This window comes from Vibrio gelatinilyticus, assembly GCF_022836845.1.
GTDB classification, from domain to species: domain Bacteria; phylum Pseudomonadota; class Gammaproteobacteria; order Enterobacterales; family Vibrionaceae; genus Vibrio; species Vibrio gelatinilyticus.
Window position 1 is genome coordinate 306,408 of sequence record NZ_JAJNNZ010000003.1, and the last position, 20,013, is coordinate 326,420.

Annotated in this window: 13 protein-coding genes; 12 read left to right on the top strand and 1 reads right to left on the bottom strand. The window is 42.2% G+C overall.

All coding sequences use genetic code 11. From position 1 onward, the window contains the following. Positions 1 to 5 precede the first annotated feature (5 nt). Entirely contained in the window at positions 6 to 977 is a 972-nt protein-coding gene (locus LNL84_RS05525; protein ID WP_244355731.1) for an ABC transporter ATP-binding protein, read from the top strand. Positions 978 to 1,027: 50 nt separating this feature from the next. Next, positions 1,028 to 4,477, top strand: a complete 3,450-nt coding sequence (locus LNL84_RS05530; protein WP_244355732.1) for a hypothetical protein — start codon at positions 1,028 to 1,030, stop codon at positions 4,475 to 4,477. Between the two features lie 84 nt (positions 4,478 to 4,561). Here LNL84_RS05530 and LNL84_RS05535 read toward each other — a convergent pair whose 3' ends face one another. Continuing rightward, positions 4,562 to 5,563: a LacI family DNA-binding transcriptional regulator gene (locus tag LNL84_RS05535; RefSeq protein ID WP_244355733.1), complete on the bottom strand. Its 1,002-nt coding sequence runs from the start codon at positions 5,561 to 5,563 to the stop codon at positions 4,562 to 4,564. Positions 5,564 to 6,207: 644 nt separating this feature from the next. On the opposite strand from LNL84_RS05535, the gene LNL84_RS05540 reads away from it, so the two are divergent. The 10 genes from LNL84_RS05540 to LNL84_RS05585 all read left to right on the top strand — a co-directional run bounded on the left by LNL84_RS05540 (position 6,208) and on the right by LNL84_RS05585 (position 20,011). Beyond that, entirely contained in the window at positions 6,208 to 7,506 is a 1,299-nt protein-coding gene (locus tag LNL84_RS05540) for a carbohydrate porin (RefSeq protein ID WP_244355734.1), read from the top strand. Between the two features lie 332 nt (positions 7,507 to 7,838). After that, a complete protein-coding gene (locus LNL84_RS05545; protein ID WP_244355735.1) occupies positions 7,839 to 8,726 on the top strand; it encodes a MalM family protein in 888 nt (295 codons plus the stop codon). A 555-nt stretch (positions 8,727 to 9,281) separates the two neighbouring features. Beyond that, the gene (locus tag LNL84_RS05550) at positions 9,282 to 10,157 is read left to right on the top strand and encodes a MalM family protein (RefSeq protein WP_244355736.1); all 876 of its coding nucleotides are present in this window, start codon (positions 9,282 to 9,284) and stop codon (positions 10,155 to 10,157) included. Between the two features lie 95 nt (positions 10,158 to 10,252). Beyond that, on the top strand, positions 10,253 to 11,818 hold the full coding sequence (locus LNL84_RS05555) for a glycoside hydrolase family 16 protein (protein WP_244355737.1): 1,566 nt from the start codon (positions 10,253 to 10,255) through the stop codon (positions 11,816 to 11,818). A 106-nt stretch (positions 11,819 to 11,924) separates the two neighbouring features. After that, the gene (locus tag LNL84_RS05560; RefSeq protein ID WP_244355738.1) at positions 11,925 to 13,289 is read left to right on the top strand and encodes a carbohydrate porin; all 1,365 of its coding nucleotides are present in this window, start codon (positions 11,925 to 11,927) and stop codon (positions 13,287 to 13,289) included. 322 nt (positions 13,290 to 13,611) lie between these two features. Next, the gene (locus LNL84_RS05565; protein ID WP_244355739.1) at positions 13,612 to 14,610 is read left to right on the top strand and encodes a LacI family DNA-binding transcriptional regulator; all 999 of its coding nucleotides are present in this window, start codon (positions 13,612 to 13,614) and stop codon (positions 14,608 to 14,610) included. Positions 14,611 to 14,944: 334 nt separating this feature from the next. Continuing rightward, on the top strand, positions 14,945 to 15,898 hold the full coding sequence (locus tag LNL84_RS05570) for a GGDEF domain-containing protein (RefSeq protein WP_244355740.1): 954 nt from the start codon (positions 14,945 to 14,947) through the stop codon (positions 15,896 to 15,898). Positions 15,899 to 16,078: 180 nt separating this feature from the next. Continuing rightward, positions 16,079 to 17,893: an extracellular solute-binding protein gene (locus tag LNL84_RS05575; RefSeq protein ID WP_244355885.1), complete on the top strand. Its 1,815-nt coding sequence runs from the start codon at positions 16,079 to 16,081 to the stop codon at positions 17,891 to 17,893. A 9-nt stretch (positions 17,894 to 17,902) separates the two neighbouring features. Further along, on the top strand, positions 17,903 to 18,988 hold the full coding sequence (locus tag LNL84_RS05580) for a microcin C ABC transporter permease YejB (protein ID WP_244355741.1): 1,086 nt from the start codon (positions 17,903 to 17,905) through the stop codon (positions 18,986 to 18,988). Then, positions 18,989 to 20,011, top strand: a complete 1,023-nt coding sequence (locus tag LNL84_RS05585) for an ABC transporter permease (RefSeq protein ID WP_244355742.1) — start codon at positions 18,989 to 18,991, stop codon at positions 20,009 to 20,011. It abuts the gene before it with no gap. Positions 20,012 to 20,013: the final 2 nt, after the last annotated feature.

Below are 20,013 nucleotides of genomic sequence, written 5' to 3' on the forward strand. Positions count from 1 at the left end.
GAAGAATGCAAAATAATGATGTAGTTCTTTCAGTAAACAACTTAGTAAAAGACTTTCCTCTTGGTCAATCGGCTAAGAGCAACATGATGAGAGCGGTTAACGACGTTACCTTCGAACTGCGTAAAGGTGAAGCGCTTGCCATCGTAGGTGAGTCAGGTTCAGGTAAAAGCACTGGCGCTCGAATTCTAACCAGAATTTACGATAAAACGGCTGGTGATGTGACCTTTAAAGGTGAGCCACTAGATAAGTATATTGAAAAGAATGGTGAACTAGAGTACGCACGCCAGGTACAAATGATTTTCCAAGACCCGTTTGGTTCTTTAAACCCTGTGCATACTATCTACCATCATATCGCTCGTCCTTTGTTGATTCATCAACGTGCCGAGAAAGAAGCTATTCCTCAACTGGTTTATGAGTTGCTAGATATGGTTGGTCTTTCTCCAGTGAAAGAAACGGCTGAAAAGTTCCCACACGAGCTAAGTGGTGGACAAAGACAACGTGTCGCGATTGCACGTGCAATTGCCGTGTCACCGGAAGTTATTTTGGCTGATGAACCGATCTCGATGCTTGATGTATCAGTACGCCTCGGCATTTTAAATTTGATGGCTGACTTAAAAGATAAGCACGGTATTTCTTTTATGTACATTACCCATGATATCGCTACAGCACGTTATTTCGCTGAGAAAACAGCGGTAATGTATGTTGGTCACATGGTGGAATGGGGCGATAGTGATAACGTGACTCAGAATCCTCAGCACCCTTATTCTAAATTGCTACTGTCAGCGGTGCCTGAAGTTGGAAAAGCAGGCCGACGTGACCTCGAAGTTAAGAAAGGCGACATTCCTATGTGGAAACCAAGCAGTGTTGGTTGTCCGTTTGCTACTCGTTGCCCGAATGCAACAGAAGTATGTAGTCAGGAAATGCCTGCAACGACACAAATTTCTGAGCAACATTTCGTTCGTTGCCACCACATCTAAATTTTTAATTTGGCGCCTGAGAAAGCGCTTTCACGAGAAGTGACCTTATTATGGAACAATTTAAATTAAAGGAAAGCCAAGCAGTGGCTGGCGAGTTTGTCGATCTAGATGGCGAACGTTATTACAAGATTTCTAACGTTGATAAAATGCCACCATTTTTTATCAGCGTGGTATCAGCGAGCAATCATTGGTTGTTTATTTCTTCAACGGGCAGCTTGTCTGCAGGCCGAGTTAAGCCAGAGAATGCATTATTCCCTTACCGCTCTGTAGATCATATTCATGAAAATGCGCAAAATACGGGCGCTAAAGGGCTGTTCAAAGTTACTCAAAAAGACGGTTCGGTGCGCCTGTGGGAACCGTTCAACGAAAACCATGATGGCCTTTATGACGTTGAACGTCATTTATATAAGAATGCCGTGGGTGACAAGATTGTTTTTGAAGAGATCAACCGTACGTTACAACTCAAGTATACCTACAGCTGGAAAACCAGTGATAAGTATGGATTTGTCCGTCAGACACATGTCACTAACTTAGACTTAGATTCACGCAAGGTTGCGTATATTGATGGTATTCAAAACTTATTACCTTCTGGCGCACCATTATCAGCAATGCAAACACGAAGCGCTCTAGTTGATGCTTATAAATGGAATGAAAAGGTGGTTGACCAACCACTGGCTCTTTACACAATGTACGCAAAACTGAGTGACCGCGCAGAACCTGCTGAATCACTTCGCGCTACCACTGTTTTCTCTTTGTCCGATGAAAATCAGTCAGTCTTTATGACAAGTAGTCAGCTAGCAAACTTCCGCAAAGGAATCGAGCTGAAAGAAGAGACATTAAGACGTGGCGAACGTGGTGCTTATTTTGTTCACAGTGAAAAAGTGTTGTCAGGTGGAGAAGAAATCTCTTGGACAATGGTTGCCGATATTGACCAAACTCATGCAGACATCGTTGATCTAAAGAATGAGCTTTCTAATGAGACACTGCTACTAAAAGAAGTTGAAGAGAGCATCGACGATAACCACAACGAGCTTGTTAGCTTAATGTCTGGCGCGGATGCTTGGCAGATGACCTCAGAAGAAGAAACCAGTGTTCACCACTATGCTAACGTATTGTTTAACAACATGCGTGGCGGGATCTTCCTTTCTGGTTATCATCTGGATGTACAAGATGTCATCGCGACAATGTCGAAATCTAATCAACAGGTAGCAAGCCGTCATCAAGCGTTCTTTGATGATCTGAAAGATGGATTGACGCACCCTGAATTGGTTAAGTTGGCGAAAGAAACGGGCGATAGCCAACTGATTCGATTAGCGTATGAGTACTTACCGCTGACATTTGGTCGTCGTCATGGTGACCCAAGCCGTCCTTGGAACCACTTTGAAATTAAAGTACGTGGCGAGAATGGCGAGTCGTTACTTTCTTATCAAGGTAACTGGCGTGATATCTTCCAAAACTGGGAAGCTTCGGCGCTGAGCTACCCAAGCTTTATCACAGCTTTCATTTCTAAGTTCGTTAACGCTTCTACCGTTGATGGCTACAACCCTTACCGTATTACCAAAGACGGCGTAGACTGGGAATTGCTTGAGCCGGACGACCCATGGAGCAACATCGGTTACTGGGGCGATCATCAAATTATTTATTTGCTCAAGTTCCTAGAACTAGCGAATCAATACCAAAAACCCGAGCTAATTGAATTGCTATCGCAAGAAATCTTTAGCTATGCCAACGTACCTTATGAGCTTTGCGATGTTGAAAAATTATTCGACAATCCAAAAGATACTGTCACGTTTAACGAAAAACTTCAGCAATTTACTGAACTTAAGAGTAAACAACTCGGTAGTGATGGTCGATTGGTCTTGACCAAAGATGATGAAGTTTACCAAGTTAACCTCATTGAAAAAATGCTGATTCCACTTCTTGCCAAGCTAAGTAACCTAGTGGTTGATGGTGGTATCTGGCTTAACACTCAGCGCCCTGAGTGGAACGATGCGAACAACGCAATTGTCGGTAACGGCTTGTCGATGGTGACGTTGTATTACATGCGTCGTTACGTTGCATTCATGCAGACGTTGCTTTGCCACGCTCAGAACCAGGTGACATTGTCAAACGAAGTATTGGATTGGATGGTTTCGGTCAGTGAAGCGCTCAAAGTGGCATCTGGAGAGATAAGACGTAAGACAGTGACACGTCAAACTCGTAAGTCAATTTTAACTTCTTTGGCAAAAGCTGCAGATGACTATCGCCAACGTGTATACAAAAACAATGGCTTTAGTGGCAAAACCAATATCGATTTGGCGGCAATTAAACAGCTTGTTGACACAAGCTTAGAAGTTCTTGATGACAGCATCAAAAACAACAAGCGTGAAGATGGCTTGTACAATGCCTACAATATTATTAACTACTCAAACGAGAGTGTTTCGGTTGAAGAGTTATACCCAATGCTTGAAGGTCAGGTATCAATCTTAAGCTCTGGATACCTAAAACCAGCACAAGTGGTTAAGTTGCTTGATAACTTGTTCGCGAGTGACATGTATCGTGAAGATCAACATAGCTTTATGCTATATCCGGATCGCCAGTTGAACATGTTTATGGCCCGTAACGTTATTAGTTCAGAACGAGTAGATGCGAGCCCGCTACTTAAGGCAATGATAGAGCAGGGTGACTCTCGTATCGTTAGCACGGATGCTGAAGGTATTGTTCACTTCCATGCAGATTTTGACAACGTAGGTTTCTTAAGCGAGAAAGTGACTCAGATTAAAGAGGATTACCCTCAATTTGACGAGCTAGATTGGAAATCTATTGAAGAAACCTACGAGGAAGTCTTCAACCACAAAGCGTTCACTGGCCGCTCTGGTACCATGTTTGGTTATGAAGGTTTAGGTTGTATCTATTGGCATATGGTGTCTAAGTTATTGTTAGCGGTTCAAGAAAATTACCGTCTGGCTTTGCTAGAAAACCCTGAAAGTAAAGAAACTGAGCAGCTGTTGGAGTACTACTACAAAGTTCGAGATGGCATAGGATTCAACAAAACGCCAGACAATTATGGCGCGTTCCCAACCGATCCGTATTCACACACACCAAAGCAGCTCGGTGCACAGCAACCAGGAATGACCGGCCAGGTGAAAGAAGAGATCATTACACGATTTGGTGAGCTGGGATTGTATGTTGAGGATGGCGAAATTTCTATCCAACCAACGATGTTGCACGACAAAGAGTTTATAAGCTCTACGCAGACGTTTAGATTGGAAACAGTTTTCGGTGAAAAACAAGCTATTGTCCTAGAGAAGGGCTGCCTTGCATTTACATATTGCCAAGTTCCTTTTGTGTATCACAAAACAGACAAAACTAAACTGACGGTTCAGTTAGAGTTGAATAGTGGCGAGTTGATTGAAATTAACAGTCATGTTATTCCAAGTGAATATAGCCAGGATATTTGTCAGCGTTTGGGTAATATCAATAAAGTTAGAGTTTATGTTCCAGAAAACAATCTAATCTAATGAAAATAAAAAAATTCCCGCAAAAGCGGGAATTTTTTTATGCAAATATAATGAATAAAATAGTTAGAGCAAGTTATTTAACATTTACCGTATATTTTTAACTGAGTGGCGTTCAATTAAAGTTGGGGATAAAATAAGATGTTCATCTATAGCCTTATTTCCTTGAAGCATATCAAGTACTTTATTTGCCGCGATGTTAGCCATTTGCTTAATTGGGAAGTTCATTGTTGTTAAGCCAGGGTTCATATATTGACTGTAGGTATCATTATCGTATCCGATTACCGAGATATCTTCGCCAATTTTTAATCCTCGCTCGTTACATTCACCATAAACGGTCATGGCAATGTTGTCGTTCATGCAGAAAATCCCAGTTATCTCTAGATCTCGGTCAAGAAGTCTCTTGATCGCTTCATTGTTTCCCTTGTGATCAAATCTTCCTTCAATCACCATATTCGGGTCATACTCGATATGGTGATCACTCAAAGCATTGCGATAACCTTGTAAGCGATCCCGACTGTCGATTTTACTTAACTGACCAGTCACACAGGCAATCTTAGTGTGGCCATTTATGATTAAATGCTCAGTAGCAATATAGCCACCCAGTTCATTATCAATTGAAATGCAATGGTTTGAGATTTCAGGAATATAGCGGTTCATTAACATTGTAGATGGAGTTTGCTTAACGATATCAATAATATCGCTATCACTTAAGGTATCAGCTGTTAGTACCAGACCATCGACTTTCTTTGAGTGCAAAAAGCGAATTGAATCTTGCTCTTCTTCATAAAGCTCCTGACCACTGGTAATGATCAGGTGATAGTTTTCCTGACGGAATACCTTTTCTACGTTATGCATTAATGGCCCATAGAAAGGGCCATCGAGAGAACCCACCAACATTCCGATACTGTAAGACTTGTTGGAGGCCAATGCTTGCGCAAATGTGTTTGGTTTGTAGCCTAACTTTTCAATCGCCGAGAACACCCGTTCTTTGTTGGCTTCTTTAACGGACTTATGACCGTTGAGTGTACGTGATACTGTCGCTTGAGAAACTTGCGCCAATTCCGCCACTTCTTTTATTGTAATCAATGACAACCTTCCTTTGAACAACCTATGTTGGAGGCCTTTCTGAAGCCCCTATTTTAACGATATTACTGAGCCTGTGTGATTTTGAGTTGCGAAACGTGATCTCTGTGGCTGAAGGCATGAGTCAAACCTGGTGGGTATACTTCAAAATAGAAGAACTTTAATTTTTGACTTTAATATTTTTAAGCTGTGATAACTATTCATAAAATATTCTTTGAATCAAATTCAAAACTATAAATACAAAGGTTGTACTTTTCAATTATTTGTGGATTGAATAAATATCTGATCTTATTTCAGAGGAGGGAGCTAAGATCTAAGATAAGTGGGGTTTAAACGTATATATAGTTTTCACCCTGTTTCAAATTGTGATCAATATCCTGCGAAAGCGCTTTCTCTGTGACTTTTCTCACTTTTAAAAATGTTTAGCTCACTTATTATAAAGCCAAGTGATGAGGCATGAGAATTTAAGGGCTTGCCAAATAAAATAAGCAAGTGTTTAGTATGCATTATTGCTCTTATAAAACGGTTCAGTCGATTCCATATAGTGGTTATGGTTCGGCAATAAAGTGAACAAAAATTTTTCTTGCCAAATGTAAGCGCTTACTTGCGCCTAGTGGAAAATATATAATAAATAATATGGAGTTACTATGAAATTATCTAAGCTATCCCTCGCTTGCTTAGTCGCGGCTGGTGGTCTGTCTCTATCGCCAGTGGCTATGAGTGAAGAAAACACTCAAGGTTTTGAATTTCATGGCTATTTTCGTGCGGGTGCACTTTATAGTTCAAATGACGATTTCAAACGCTCAAAATTCCCTGCGACTAAAGAGAAGCTTGGTCGTCTGGGCATTGAATCGGATAATCACTTCGAGTTAGCATTGCAAAAGAATTTCGATACAGCGGACGGCCAAAGCATTCGCATTAAATCACGTCTTGGCGCAGATAACGCTCAGTCTGGGGGCAAAAACCAACTAAGTACAAGTGCTGATGCAGCAAACGGTAGTGTTGGTCTAGTTGAAACTTTCGTTGAATTCGACGGCATCACAGAAACTGGCACAGTTTGGGGCGGTAAACGTTTCTACGGTAAAGATAACTATATCTTTATGACAGACTTCTTCTATACAGATATGTCAGGTACAGGTGTTGGTGTTGAAGGTATTGAGCTTGGCGGCAACAAATGGGATTTCGCCTATGTAGCGAGTGATGATGCTGAAGGCGGTTTCTGGGGTCAAGATACAAATAACCCAATGCACAGTGTTCACGTTGGCGTGAACTTTGGTTCTTTAGAATTGCATGCAATGGGTAAATATCTTCCTGATAACTTTGTTGACGTTGACGGTACAATGACGCAGTTCGCTGATACAGGTGCAGAACTGACGGCGATCTATCACTCAGACTCAGTGTTTGGTTTATCTGAAAAAGGTTTCACCAAATACATCGCACAAGCGGGTCAAGGTCTAGGTTCTGGTCAACTACTAGGCGGTACGCTGACGACTTATAACGCTTGGAAGCCAGGATACGGGGGCGCTATGGGTCCTTCGAATATGAAGAAAATCGATTCAGGCGATAAGTCGGCACGTGCGCTTATTTGGGGCGGTTACTTCTTTGAAAGTGGTGTAAGCATTTTCCACGCTATTCAAGGTCAATATAATGACTTAGAAAAACGTGGTAAAGATTCTTGGGCTTCAGCTATGATTCGTCCGACGTTCCCACTGGCTAAAAACTGGGCACTAGCGACTGAAGCCGGCTACCAATATGGCGATTACTCTGATGAAGCTGGAAACGGTGGCAGCGGTTACGACTACAAGCTGACAGTTGCTCCAACCTTATCAATCAACACTGGCTTTGGTCCAGCTCCGGAAATTCGTTTCCTAGCGACATACCTAGATGGTTCTGCTCGTGACAAAGCTGACCTATTAGTGGGTATCCAAGCGGACATGTGGTGGTAATAACGGGTAGACACTGACCTATGTAGGAAAGGAGTGTGCAGCTTTAGGGAGTGCGCACACTCTGGTTTTTCACAATTTCGATTGTGGTTCTCGCGATAGGCAGAAACTGGTTTAGCAGCGCAGTTTCCGTTTATATCGCAATGAATGAATTACGTTCATCTATGCCACTTTTTTAAAGTGGCTTTTTTGTTTACTGAGTGTTTAAAAACTATCATAGGGGTTAGAGCGGCATCAGCTACTGGAAAAAATATGATAACGTATGCTTAGATCAAAGCTGCAAAGTATTAATAAAGGCCTTTTATAAGTAAGGGTCGTAATTGGAAGGTGATGGAATGAAATATACGACATTGGCTCTATGCCTGCTGGCTATGTCTGGATGCACGAGCCAACCTGGCACGACGCAATCGAGTATCAACGATCATTTGGGGCTGAAAGCTCTTCAATCTTCTGATAAATGTTGCTTGTCTCTTGACCAACTTGACTATCAAAAAGTCATTAAACCAGAAGCCATTAAGCTAACGCTTACCGATAATTCACCCATTGTTGAGCTAAAAAGTGGTAAGTCATTTGCTTATGGCCTTGCGCTACCAAATGCGATTGGCACCATTGAATTAACCGTATACTCAGTCGTTGAAAAAAAAGCGTTCGTTCCTAGTGTGTTAATTCTCGATGAAAACCATAAAGTCCTAGATGTGATTGATTCGAGTACGATCAAGTACAGTGAGAGCACGTTACTGTATCGCTCGGGCTTTATTGGTGAATACTCATTACCTGTGTTATATCCAAATAGCGTGGCGCCGAAATATTTGCTAGTTGTGACAACGACTGAGGCACTCAGTCAATCTACGGCCCCTATGCCGCCGAGTGAATTTGCTTTGCAATCTGGCCAAGTTTCAGCTGACGCACCGTTTTACTCAACCAATAAGATCCCACACTCAGCAATAGGCGATGTGACGATCGAATTTCGTTACAATCCTGATGGTGTTATCAAAGAGAGTGAAGATCAAAAAGGTCAGCGAGAAAAAGCCGTTTCTGAATTCGTAGAAAACGATCAGGTGTCGACGATAAGTCGTTCAGACGAAGAGTTGTACAATACACAAATAAGAAAAGCAGTTACAGAAGGGGACTTTGAAAAAGCCCTTAAAATTTCGGAAGAAGCGCAGAAAAAAGGGTCCTCAACCTCAAAGCAAACCTTTATCGATGCAATGAAAGGCTACTAATTTAAAATCACAGAACCGTTGGTGGAGAACATTGCGATTCTCCACTCGGCATTCTTTAGCTTTGTTCATTAAGTGGTCCCACAACGAAATTAGGTTTAGGCGAACAACGAAACCAAGGTAAACAATTGTCTCTGATTAAGAAATTATTTAGTGACAAATCGCAAATTTAATCCTGTAAGCGCTTACTTTATAGTGACGGTGTTCAAGCTTTGAAAAGTACCTTAAAGTCTCCTCTGTACATCTATTTGTGGCTCGTCTTATACTGTTTTCTGTAGGAAAAACGAACAACCAGGTGGCGTATCAGCATCACGTGTCAGATTTTACTACTTTCCATGCAGCATAATGACGTGGGTTTTTGGAAGCTTTAAAGTAAGCGCTTACATTTTTATTGGCAAAAAAGATTGGATATTTGTCGGGTCACTTGAGTTGTAGCGAAATAAAGAGGGAGAAGTTTCGTTTTTTGCCCCGACTTTTTTACAAATAATTGGCGAAATAAATGGTCTCAGTATGAGAACTGTGGTTCAAAGATGAGTTAGGCTTTAAGAGGAGTCATACATGATACGTCTATTTGTTTTTTTCGCAGCGGTCATTTTGTCTGGTTGCAGTCAATTGGATCCCCGAGGCAATCAAGAAGGTGATGGTTTGGGGCTCCGAGCACTTCAAGAATCGATGTCGTGCTGTGGTGCCCATGATCAATTTCCATTTGTTCCACTAGATGAAGTCGTAGAGAAATCAGTGTTAATCGATTTAAAGGCCCCAAGTTACGACTTTGCAACGGGCAAATCTTTTTTCGCAGCATTCGAGCTACTACAGACGAATTATCCCCTAGAAATCACCATTATATCGGCGGCAGAAGAAAGTGTATTCGTACCATTTTTAACCGTCCTTGGGGAAGATTTTAGCGATCTGACAAACATATACCCCCCCCAGATCATTCTTGAGGGGCGCAGTATTTCTCACCCTCAACGCTATGTTCTAACCATTACCGTAAATAGTAACGAAACTCATAAAGCCAAGTATATCGTTCTACATACAACAAAAAACTCGATTGAAACTCATACACTTAGAGACCTACCTAAAGATGTCGTTGCTCAAACAGGGCAAACGATGGCCAACAGTAAAATGCTTCTGAATTCTGATATCGAGCATTCAGCAATTGGAAAAATAGAAATGTCGGTGATTGGCGTGACGTCAACACAGTTAGCAAAAGAAAGTGTTCTCGACCAAAGCGACAATGACAGTATCTCGGCCACCAATATTGAAAAGCTTCAAACCTCTTTGACCCAGGCTGAAAAGAGGAATTATGGTTTGGAAATAATCGAGGCTGTAAAAAAAGGCGAACTTAACGAGGCTATGAGATATGTCATGAACGCACAAGATACCGACTTAGCTCAAAGCATTTTCACAAGAGCTATCAAGGCGATGCCATAGCAACTTGTCAGTTATCCTTTCGGTACCTTCTCTAAGTATCGTTAGGACAAGAAAGCCATTACTTAATATAAGTGGAATTACAATAAGGAACTCTAATGAACAAGTTTAATAGTAGATGCAGTGTTATTTCTGCCTCGATATTACTATCAATGGTGGGGTGTGCTTCAACAAGCGAGCCAATATCCTTTACCGCAGAGGAACTATCGGATCCTACAGGCAGTCCATTGCCAATATGGAATATGGTTTGGAACGATGAATTTGACGGTACAGAAATAGATAAGTCCAAATGGAGTCACGAAGAAAACTGCTGGGGCGGCGGAAATAATGAGCAGCAGTGCTACACCAAGCGAAAGGTAAATTCTTTTGTAAATGACGGTGTTCTTCATATTATTGCAAAGGAAGGGAGCTTTACTGGCCCAAATAACACGACTGGTGATACACGCTCAAAAGCAACATTACCTTATACGTCTGCCAGACTAAGAACTTTGAATAAAGGTGACTGGAAGTACGGCCGTTTTGAAATTCGCGCCAAAATGCCTCACGGGCAAGGTACCTGGCCTGCCATTTGGATGTTACCAACCGACAACGTCTATGGGACTTGGGCTGCATCGGGTGAAATAGATATTGTTGAAGCGGTCAATCTCAAAACACAATCTGATAAAAAAGGTGCGGCTGAGGGTGAGGTAGAAAACAGAATTCACGGCACGCTGCATTACGGACGTCAATGGCCAGAAAATGTCAATTCGGGAGTAACTTATGAACTACCGGACGGGATCAACCCTGCAGACGGATTTCATACCTATGCCATTGAGTGGGAAGAAGGCGTTATTCGCTGGTATGTAGACAATGTTCACTATGCCACTCAAGCACAGCGTGGATGGTATTCCCAGTACAAGAAAGACGGCAGATTGGTCACAGCCGAAGGCAGTGCTCCTTTCAATGAACGCTTCCACCTGTTGTTGAATTTAGCCGTAGGTGGTTCGTGGTCCGCCAATACCAACGAAGGTGGGATAGATTCAAGTGTATTCCCTCAAACAATGGCCGTTGACTATGTTCGAGTATTTGAATGTTCTGTTGACCCAGAAACTGGCGCAGGCTGCGCAACCTTTTCCCCAGATGCGAAGTTAGAAAAAGGAAACCCGGCTCCTCCGATCATCATTGCAGATGAAAACTACGGTAAAGGAGATGAAATCAATATCTTCGAAGACCAATTCCACAAAGTTCTCATGTTGAGTGGTTATGATCCTGAAAAGAACCTCGAAGTAACAATTGTTGAAGAGCCTAAGCGTGGAAAGGTCATCAAACTGGTTAAAACTGGGGATACCGGGAATGCTTACGTGATTTCACCAGAAGTCGACTTAAGCGAGTGGGAAAGTGAAGGTGAATTAGTCTTTGACATGAAAGTCACCGACGCTACCAGCGATTCAGAGCTATTGGTCAAGATGGATAGTGGATGGCCTAAAGCGGGTGACTATAGTGTACCGTTGAACTCAAGCAATGAATGGCAGTCGGTTCGAGTCAAATTGTCCGACATCGTATCGAATGGAAATCGATTTGCTGGGGGCAACACCGTTAATCTATCTAAGGTTAAAAACATACTGGTCGTAGAGCCACTAGGACCACTGACGGTTTACCTGGACAATATCCGACTTGTTCGTTAAACGGACAAACTAAAACAATAAAGAAGCAAAGAGATAAGCGCTAACTAAAGTTGAAGTCGTCTAATGACCAAAGTAAGCGCTTACATTAATCAGAAATGGAGTTTACATGAAAGTTAATCGATTAACACTGGGGTTGATGGCTGCGCTTGCCATTAATAACGTCGCTGTCGCTGAACAAACTGAAGGGTTTGAGTTTCACGGGTACTTTAGAACGGGTGTTCTAACCAGTGCAGAAAATGACTTTAAGCGTTCTAATTACGCAGGACAGAAGTTAGCGTTAGGCCGATTAGGGATAGAGGCTGACAATGATTACAAAGCTAACTTTGCTAGTACCTGGACGTTTGATGATGACCGTAGCTTTAAAATCCATTTTGGTGTTGGGCGAAAAGGTGACGAAAGTGCATTAGCAACGGGTGCTGACGGTATTAATGCGGGCATAACCAATGCATTCTTAGAGTTTAACGGAGTCAGTGATTCAGGAACATTGTGGGCTGGGCGTAGGGAGTATGGTAAAACAGAAAACTACATTTTCATGACAGACTTTTTCTACTCGGACATGTCAGGAACTGGCCTAGGTATTCAGGGTTATGAACTTGGAGACTCCATTGTTGATTTGGCTTATATCGCAAGTGATCGAGTCGATGAAACTATTGATCGTTGGGACAACAATGGCAGTTTAGGAAATGGCACAAATACCCAAAACCTAAACAACTTGATGCACGCCATTAATGTTGCAGGCAACATCGGCAGCTTGAGATTGTCAGCGTTACTTAAAGCAATGCCAGATAACTGGGATGTGGATGGTAAAGAGTGGGCTGAAACAGGCTATGATCTTACCGCGACGTATACTCTAGGCAGTTTCTTTGCCATCCCTGGCAATGGTTTTTCAAAAATCATTCTACAAGGTGGTAAAGGTCTTGGCGCCGGCAATTTGCTAGGTGGCACCATCACGGATTACAACGCATATCGCTTAGGCTCTCACGCACAAGGTCAGCACGATGATTGGACGTGGAATCCGTATGCTGGCGACGCTATTCGCCTGCTAACCAATGTTGAAGAAGACGATACGTCGGCACGACTATTATTATGGGGCGGCTATACTTTTGATAACGGAATAAGTTTGTTCCCATCGATCCAAGGTCAGTACAACGACATGGCGTCTGGGCAAGCTCGTGAAAAAGGTGGTTACAACTATTGGGTATCTGCGATGGTTCGACCGACTATTCCTGTGAGTCAGCACTTCTATCTTCAAGGCGAAGCAGGTTATGTTTACAATAACTGGGGTGGTGATTCCTGGAAGCAAACCAAGTATACGATTGCGCCAACATTCATTTTGCCAACCTCATTAGGTGTGGCTCCCGAAGTAAGGCTACTAGCGACTTACCTTCCTGAATCATGGACGAGTAAAGATACACAAGGTAATCCTGACAAAGATTTCATCGTCGGTATTCAGGCTGATGTTTGGTGGTAATACCTAACGACGCTATTTGTACTAAAACTCAAAAATAATGAGGCCCGCTCTGTAGTCTGAGCGGGCTATCTCGAGACCATTTTTACTAACCAAATTTTGATATTACATATTGATTAAAAGACAATGACTCGATGCTGAAAAAGGCAATTATTGTAACGATAATTTGATCACACTTTTTAGAAAGTAAACTCATTTTCTCGGATACTTATATTAAATGCGCTACCGATTCGGCAAATGATATAAATTAATAACGAAAGCTAGAAACTTAGTCTTCTATTGGATACTATCAGGCTCTCTGATAGATAGAAGACAGATATTTCCATTGACTACGATTAAAGAAGTTTCCGAACTAGCAAATGTATCAACAGCTACTGTGTCTCGAGTACTTAACGGCCACGAGTCTGTTAAACCGGCTAATCGTGAAAAGGTAATGGCTGCAGTTGAAGCTTTGGGTTTTCTACCTAACGCGTCGGCGAAAGCACTCGCTTCAAATCGTACTCATAGTATCGGCATGTTAGTCGGTTCCTTTGATGGGCCGTTTTATGGTCCTTTGATGCACCATGCAGAAGAAACATTTAGAAAGCATAATCTCCACCTCATCGTTACCAGCGGCCAAGAATCCAGAAGCAATGAATTAAACGCAATTGACTTTCTGCGTTCAAAGCAAGTCGATGGCCTAATAATCCATTCCGATAAACTATCCGATGCTGAGTTAATCACTGTTGTTGAACGAAACCCTAATACCATTATCGTCAACCGCCTAGTGCCAGAAATTGCAGATAATTGTGTTTATTTGGACAATGAGATGGGTGGCTATATTGCAACTAAGTATTTATTAGAAAGTGGTCATACTAAAATTGCTTGCATTACAGGTCAATTAAGTAAAGTTGATAGTCGGGAGCGATTGCAGGGATATCGCAATGCACTCAGCGAATATGGGATTGAGTACGACCCATTATTAACGGTCGAGGGCCGATTTGACCATGAAGGTAACCATGAGGCGGCAATGCGTCTGCTCAAACGCGCCAATGACTTAACCGCTATTTTCTGTCAGAACGATAATATAGCTATTGCAGCTTACGATGTCTGTGCTGAACTCGGACTGACAATAGGTAATGATTTATCTGTGATCGGGTTCGATAATGATAGCCATAGCCAGCACATCAGACCGCGACTAACGACTATCGATTATCCGATCCGTGATATCGGTATTCAAGCAGCAAAAGCACTGTTAAATTTACTCGATGGCAAAACTCAGCTGGATATTGACAACCCTCTACCTAAGTTGATCATACGAGATTCTGTTGTGGTTCGGGACTAGGCTTGAGCTCTCCATCGATATCTTTTTAAGAACGTCACTAATAGACAGGGCAATAGAGTTCAGCTATTGGAGCTTAGCTGACCAAACATATGTTAGAAAAGCTCTGGTTTTACAACAAGATCGAATAGGTCTTCTCACATCAAACTATCTATAAAACACTCACTAAAACGTTATAATTTTTGCAGATTTTGAGATATTCATTCAAAAATGTGCTCTAGATAACGAAATTGAACGTTTGTATGAAAAAAGATTGAGTACGGCAGGAAATGTATCAGTCTTGGGTATAGTCTTTACAGATTATAATACTCAACAGTGTGCATTTTAGATGGTCGCTATGCTAGATCTTATATTATCTGCTCAGTCAGGTTCTAAAGAGCAGTTACTTGGATTATCGGAAATTTTTGATTCGGTCGATGCCTTTATCTTTATAAAAGATTTAGACGGTCGGTATAAGTATGTAAACAAGAAAGTGTTACAAGGCTTCGATGTCAAATTAACCTCTGTTAAAGGTCAAACAGACTGGCACCTCTTTAATTACGGTGTGGCCAAAATGATGCGCTCCAATGACAAGAATGTCATATCAACAAAGAAACCCTCACAGCAGAAAATCCCCTTTCAAATCAACGGCAGGGCCGTTTACCATTTAACGGTCACATCTCCAATTGTTAAAAATGGTGAAGTCCACGGCGTGATCGGCTTTGCAATCGATATTTCTAAAGACATGCAAGAGAGAGAACTGCTAGTCGAAGAAGCCAACACGGATGGATTAACGGGTTGTTACAATCGACGATTTTTGCATTTTGCGCTGGAAGAGCAGGCCGAGAGGTATATCGCTGCTGGCATTCCTTATTCATTGCTGATTATAGACGTAGACCGTTTTAAACCTATTAATGACAAGTTCGGTCACTCCACCGGCGACAAAGTCCTCGTCGAAGTCGTTAAAGTAATAAATAAATACACTAGAGACGAGGACTTGTTGTGTCGATACGGTGGGGATGAGTTTGTTTTGGTGTTACCAGGGAGCTCTGTGAGCCAAGCTTATATGTTAGGGCAACGGCTAAGTGAACAAATATCAAAGCTGTCTTTTGAGTGCTCAAGTGGCGAGCAGTTTGGTATAACTTGCTCTATTGGCGCCTCGACACAAAGTTCATTGGAAAGTAATGTAATCGAGAAAGCGGATAAAGCGTTATACGTTTCCAAAAAATACTGCATGGGGACAGTTCATATGTATTGTCCAGAGCTACTGTCAATTCGAACATGCGAATTATGTGACGACAAAATCTTCTAGTCGATTTTATCGGCATTCTGGCAGAGAATTGACGTTTTGCCTTCCCCCTTCTCTTGAAAACCTGCAAAATAACAGCTATTTATAAACAATAGCAAAAATTTATCTCACTAGATTCGAGTGAGAGCAGAAAAGGATTCTATTTTGCAATCCTTTTTATTTTTCAAGGGGAATGGAATGAGTATGTTTAGGAAGGCTACTGCAGTAGTAGCTTGTGGTTTATTGGGCTTTTCTGCTCATGCTGCAAACGTAATAGAGACAACAACGCTCGTCGGATTTGGTGAAGCTAAATATCCAGCCAATTTTTCTCATTTCGATTACGTAAATCCCAACGCCCCAAAAAGTGGCAAAGTGACTTATGGACAAGTCGGTACATTTGACAACTTTAATAGATTTGCTTCTCGTGGTGTGGCTGTTGCAGGCAGTTTGAATATTTACGATACCTTGATGTACTCGCCGAGTGATGAAATTGACTCATATTACCCTCTTATTGCGACTAAGGTTCGCTACTCTGATGACTATTCTTGGTTAGAGATCGATATTAACCCCAACGCTCGCTTCAACGACGGAGTGCCGATAACCGCTCACGATGTTGAATTTACCTTTGACAAATTCAACACCGAAGGTGTTCCGCAATATCGCGTGTATTACAAAGACGTCAAGTCGGTTAAAGCCATTTCGGATACGACGGCGCGCATAGAAATGTCAGTGCCAAATCGTGAAAAGTTGTTTAGTTTGGCGCAAAGTATGCGAGTACTGCCAAAGCACTTTTGGAAAGATAGAAATTTCGCAGAACCTTTAATGGAACCACCCGTGGGCAGTGGTCCATATAAAGTGGCCAGCTATAAATCGGGGCAAACCATAACTTACGAGCTTGACAACAATTACTGGGCAAAGGAGCTACCCGTTAACGTCGGCCGAAATAACTTTGAACAAGTGCAATATGATTATTATCGTGATGACACGGTAATGCTAGAGGCATTCAAAGCTGGCGAGTTTGATTTTCGCGAAGAGTCGAGCGCTAAGTTTTGGGCCAACTCTTATACAGGGGTGAATTTTGATAAGGGCTACATAAAGAAAGAAGAAATTGAACACCACAAGCCAATGGCTACGCAAGCCTTTGTGTTTAATATCCAGCGCCCAGTGTTTAAAGACCCTAAAGTCCGTGAAGCATTAACTTATGCAATGGACTTTGAGTGGATGAACACAAATATGTTTTATGATCAGTATACGCGCACGCGCAGCTATTTTCAGAACTCTGATTATGAAGCAAAAGGCCTACCTTCAGAAGACGAGCTGAAAATTCTTGAACCCTATAAGGATAAAATCCCTGCTCGCGTCTTTACAGAAGAGTATAACGCTCCAGTAACTGACGGTTCTGGCAGGATCCGCCCTCAAATGCGCAAAGCATTTGCCTTACTTAAAGAGGCTGGCTGGGAACTAAAAAATAAGGTGATGACCAATGTCCAAACGGGCGAGGTTATGAGTTTTGAATTGTTGATTTACAGCCCAACAACAGAGCGTGTTGCAACTCCGGTTCAGAAAAACATGCGTGCCATGGGGATCGATATGAAGATCCGTACTATTGACACCACCCAGTACATAAAACGCTTACGAGATCGAGATTTTGATATGGTCTCTTCTTCATACTCAGCTCACCCTTATCCAAATTCTGATCTGAAAATTGTGTGGAACTCTAACTTTATTGACTCTACTTACAATACGGCAGGGGTTATGGATCCGGTCGTCGATGCGCTGACCGATCAAATTGCTGAAAATCAGGATAACCCAGAAAAGTTGCTGGCACTCGGTCGTTCCCTTGACCGTGTATTGCAGTGGAACTTTTATATTATTCCTCAGTGGTATATCAAAAAATACAGAGTTGCTACTTGGGATAAATTTGAGCGACCAGACGTTCTCCCTAAATACGATTTAGGTGTTGACTCATGGTGGATTTCTAAAGAGAAGGCTGAACTTCTCCCTGCAAAACGTCGATAAGAGGTTTCAATGGCGGCCTATATATTCCGGCGTTTGTTGCTGGTGATCCCAACGCTTTGGGCAATAATTACGATCAACTTTTTTATTATTCAAATAGCACCAGGGGGCCCCGTCGAACAGGCTGTTGCTCAGATGCAAGGTCTAAACTCGGGTATCATGGAGCGTTTTAGCGGTGGTGGTACTGAAGTTGAGTTGGACTCGAGTGAAGAATCCTCGACGGGCTATAAGGGATCTCGTGGTTTAGACCCTGAGGTTGTTGAAGCGATAAAAAAACAATTTGGTTTCGATAAACCCATTCATGAACGCTACTTCGACATGCTAAAAGACTATGCCATGTTTAACTTCGGTGAAAGTCTGTTTCGAGGCGGTAACGTTATAGATTTAATCAAAGAAAGGCTACCTGTCTCAATTTCTCTGGGACTATGGAGTACTTTGATTATCTATATCATTTCGATACCACTTGGGATCATGAAAGCCATACATCATGGGACACGTTTTGATATCTGGTCGAGTGCGGTGGTCATTGTTGGTTATGCAATTCCTGGATTTCTGTTCGCAATAATCTTGATTATTTTGTTTGCCAGTGGCAACTATTTCAGTTGGTTTCCGCTCAGGGGGTTGGTGTCTAGTAACTTTGAGCAAATGACGTGGTACCAGCAAATTGTTGATTATTTCTGGCACTTAACACTACCTATATTTGCTATGGTCATTGGTGGCTTTGCCACACTTAGCATGCTGACAAAAAACTCATTTCTCGACGAGATAAATAAGCAATATGTTGTTACCGCGAGAGCAAAGGGGCTAGATGAGAGTAGCATTTTATACAAACACGTTTTTCGCAATGCAATGCTAATTATTATTGCGGGCTTTCCTAGTGCTTTTATCAGTATATTCTTTACAGGCTCAATGCTAATTGAAGTGATGTTTTCTTTAGAGGGAATAGGGCTTTTAGGGTTTGAGTCAACGATTCAGCGTGACTATCCCGTTGTGTTTAGCTCATTGTACATAATGACATTGCTAGGCTTAGTGCTCAGTATCATTTCAGATTTGACGTATACGTGGGTTGACCCGCGTATTGATTTTGAGGCGCGCTAGATGGCACTAAATCCTTTAACACAAGCGAGAGTAGACCGCTTTAAAGCCAATAAACGTGGTTACTGGTCCACATGGCTCTTTGCTGTGTTGTTTACCCTCAGTTTGTTTGCAGAGCTTATCGCTAATGATAAGCCGCTACTCGTGGAATATGAGCAGCAGTGGTACTTCCCAATCGTGAATCAGTACACTGAAACTGAGTTCGGTGGTGAATTTGAAACTGAAGCCGATTACACCGATCCGTATGTCATTGAGTTGATAGAGGATAAAGGTTACATCATTTGGCCATTGATCCGATTTAGCTACGATACCATTAACTACGATATTGGTGCTGCAGTGCCATCACCGCCAGATAACGTCAATCTATTGGGAACCGATGATAAAGGGCGAGATGTATTAGCGAGGATTATCTACGGCTTTCGTATCTCCGTATTGTTTGGTTTTGTGTTGACCATAGTTTCTAGCATCGTCGGTGTGATTGTTGGAGCGACACAAGGCTATTATGGCGGCTGGCTCGATCTCATTGGCCAACGATTTATCGAAGTTTGGTCCGGAATGCCAACGCTATTTTTGTTGATCATTTTGTCTAGTTTCGTCGAACCAAACTTTTGGTGGCTACTGGGCATTATGGTGCTATTTAGTTGGATGAGTCTGGTGGGCGTTGTCCGAGCCGAGTTTTTGCGTTGTCGGAACTTTGACTATGTCAAGGCCGCGCATGCTATGGGTGTGGATGATAAGCGGATTATGCTCAGACATATGTTACCTAATGCCATGGTCGCTTCTCTTACTATGATGCCGTTTATACTATCTGGCTCGGTGACAACGTTAACTTCCTTAGACTTTTTAGGCTTTGGCCTGCCTGCTGGCTCACCGTCACTTGGCGAATTGCTTGCCCAGGGCAAAGCAAACTTGCAAGCCCCTTGGCTTGGACTGTCGGCCTTTACCGTACTATCTGTAATGTTAACTCTTCTCGTGTTTGCTGGTGAAGCAGTACGTGATGCTTTTGATCCACACCAACAAGGTTAATT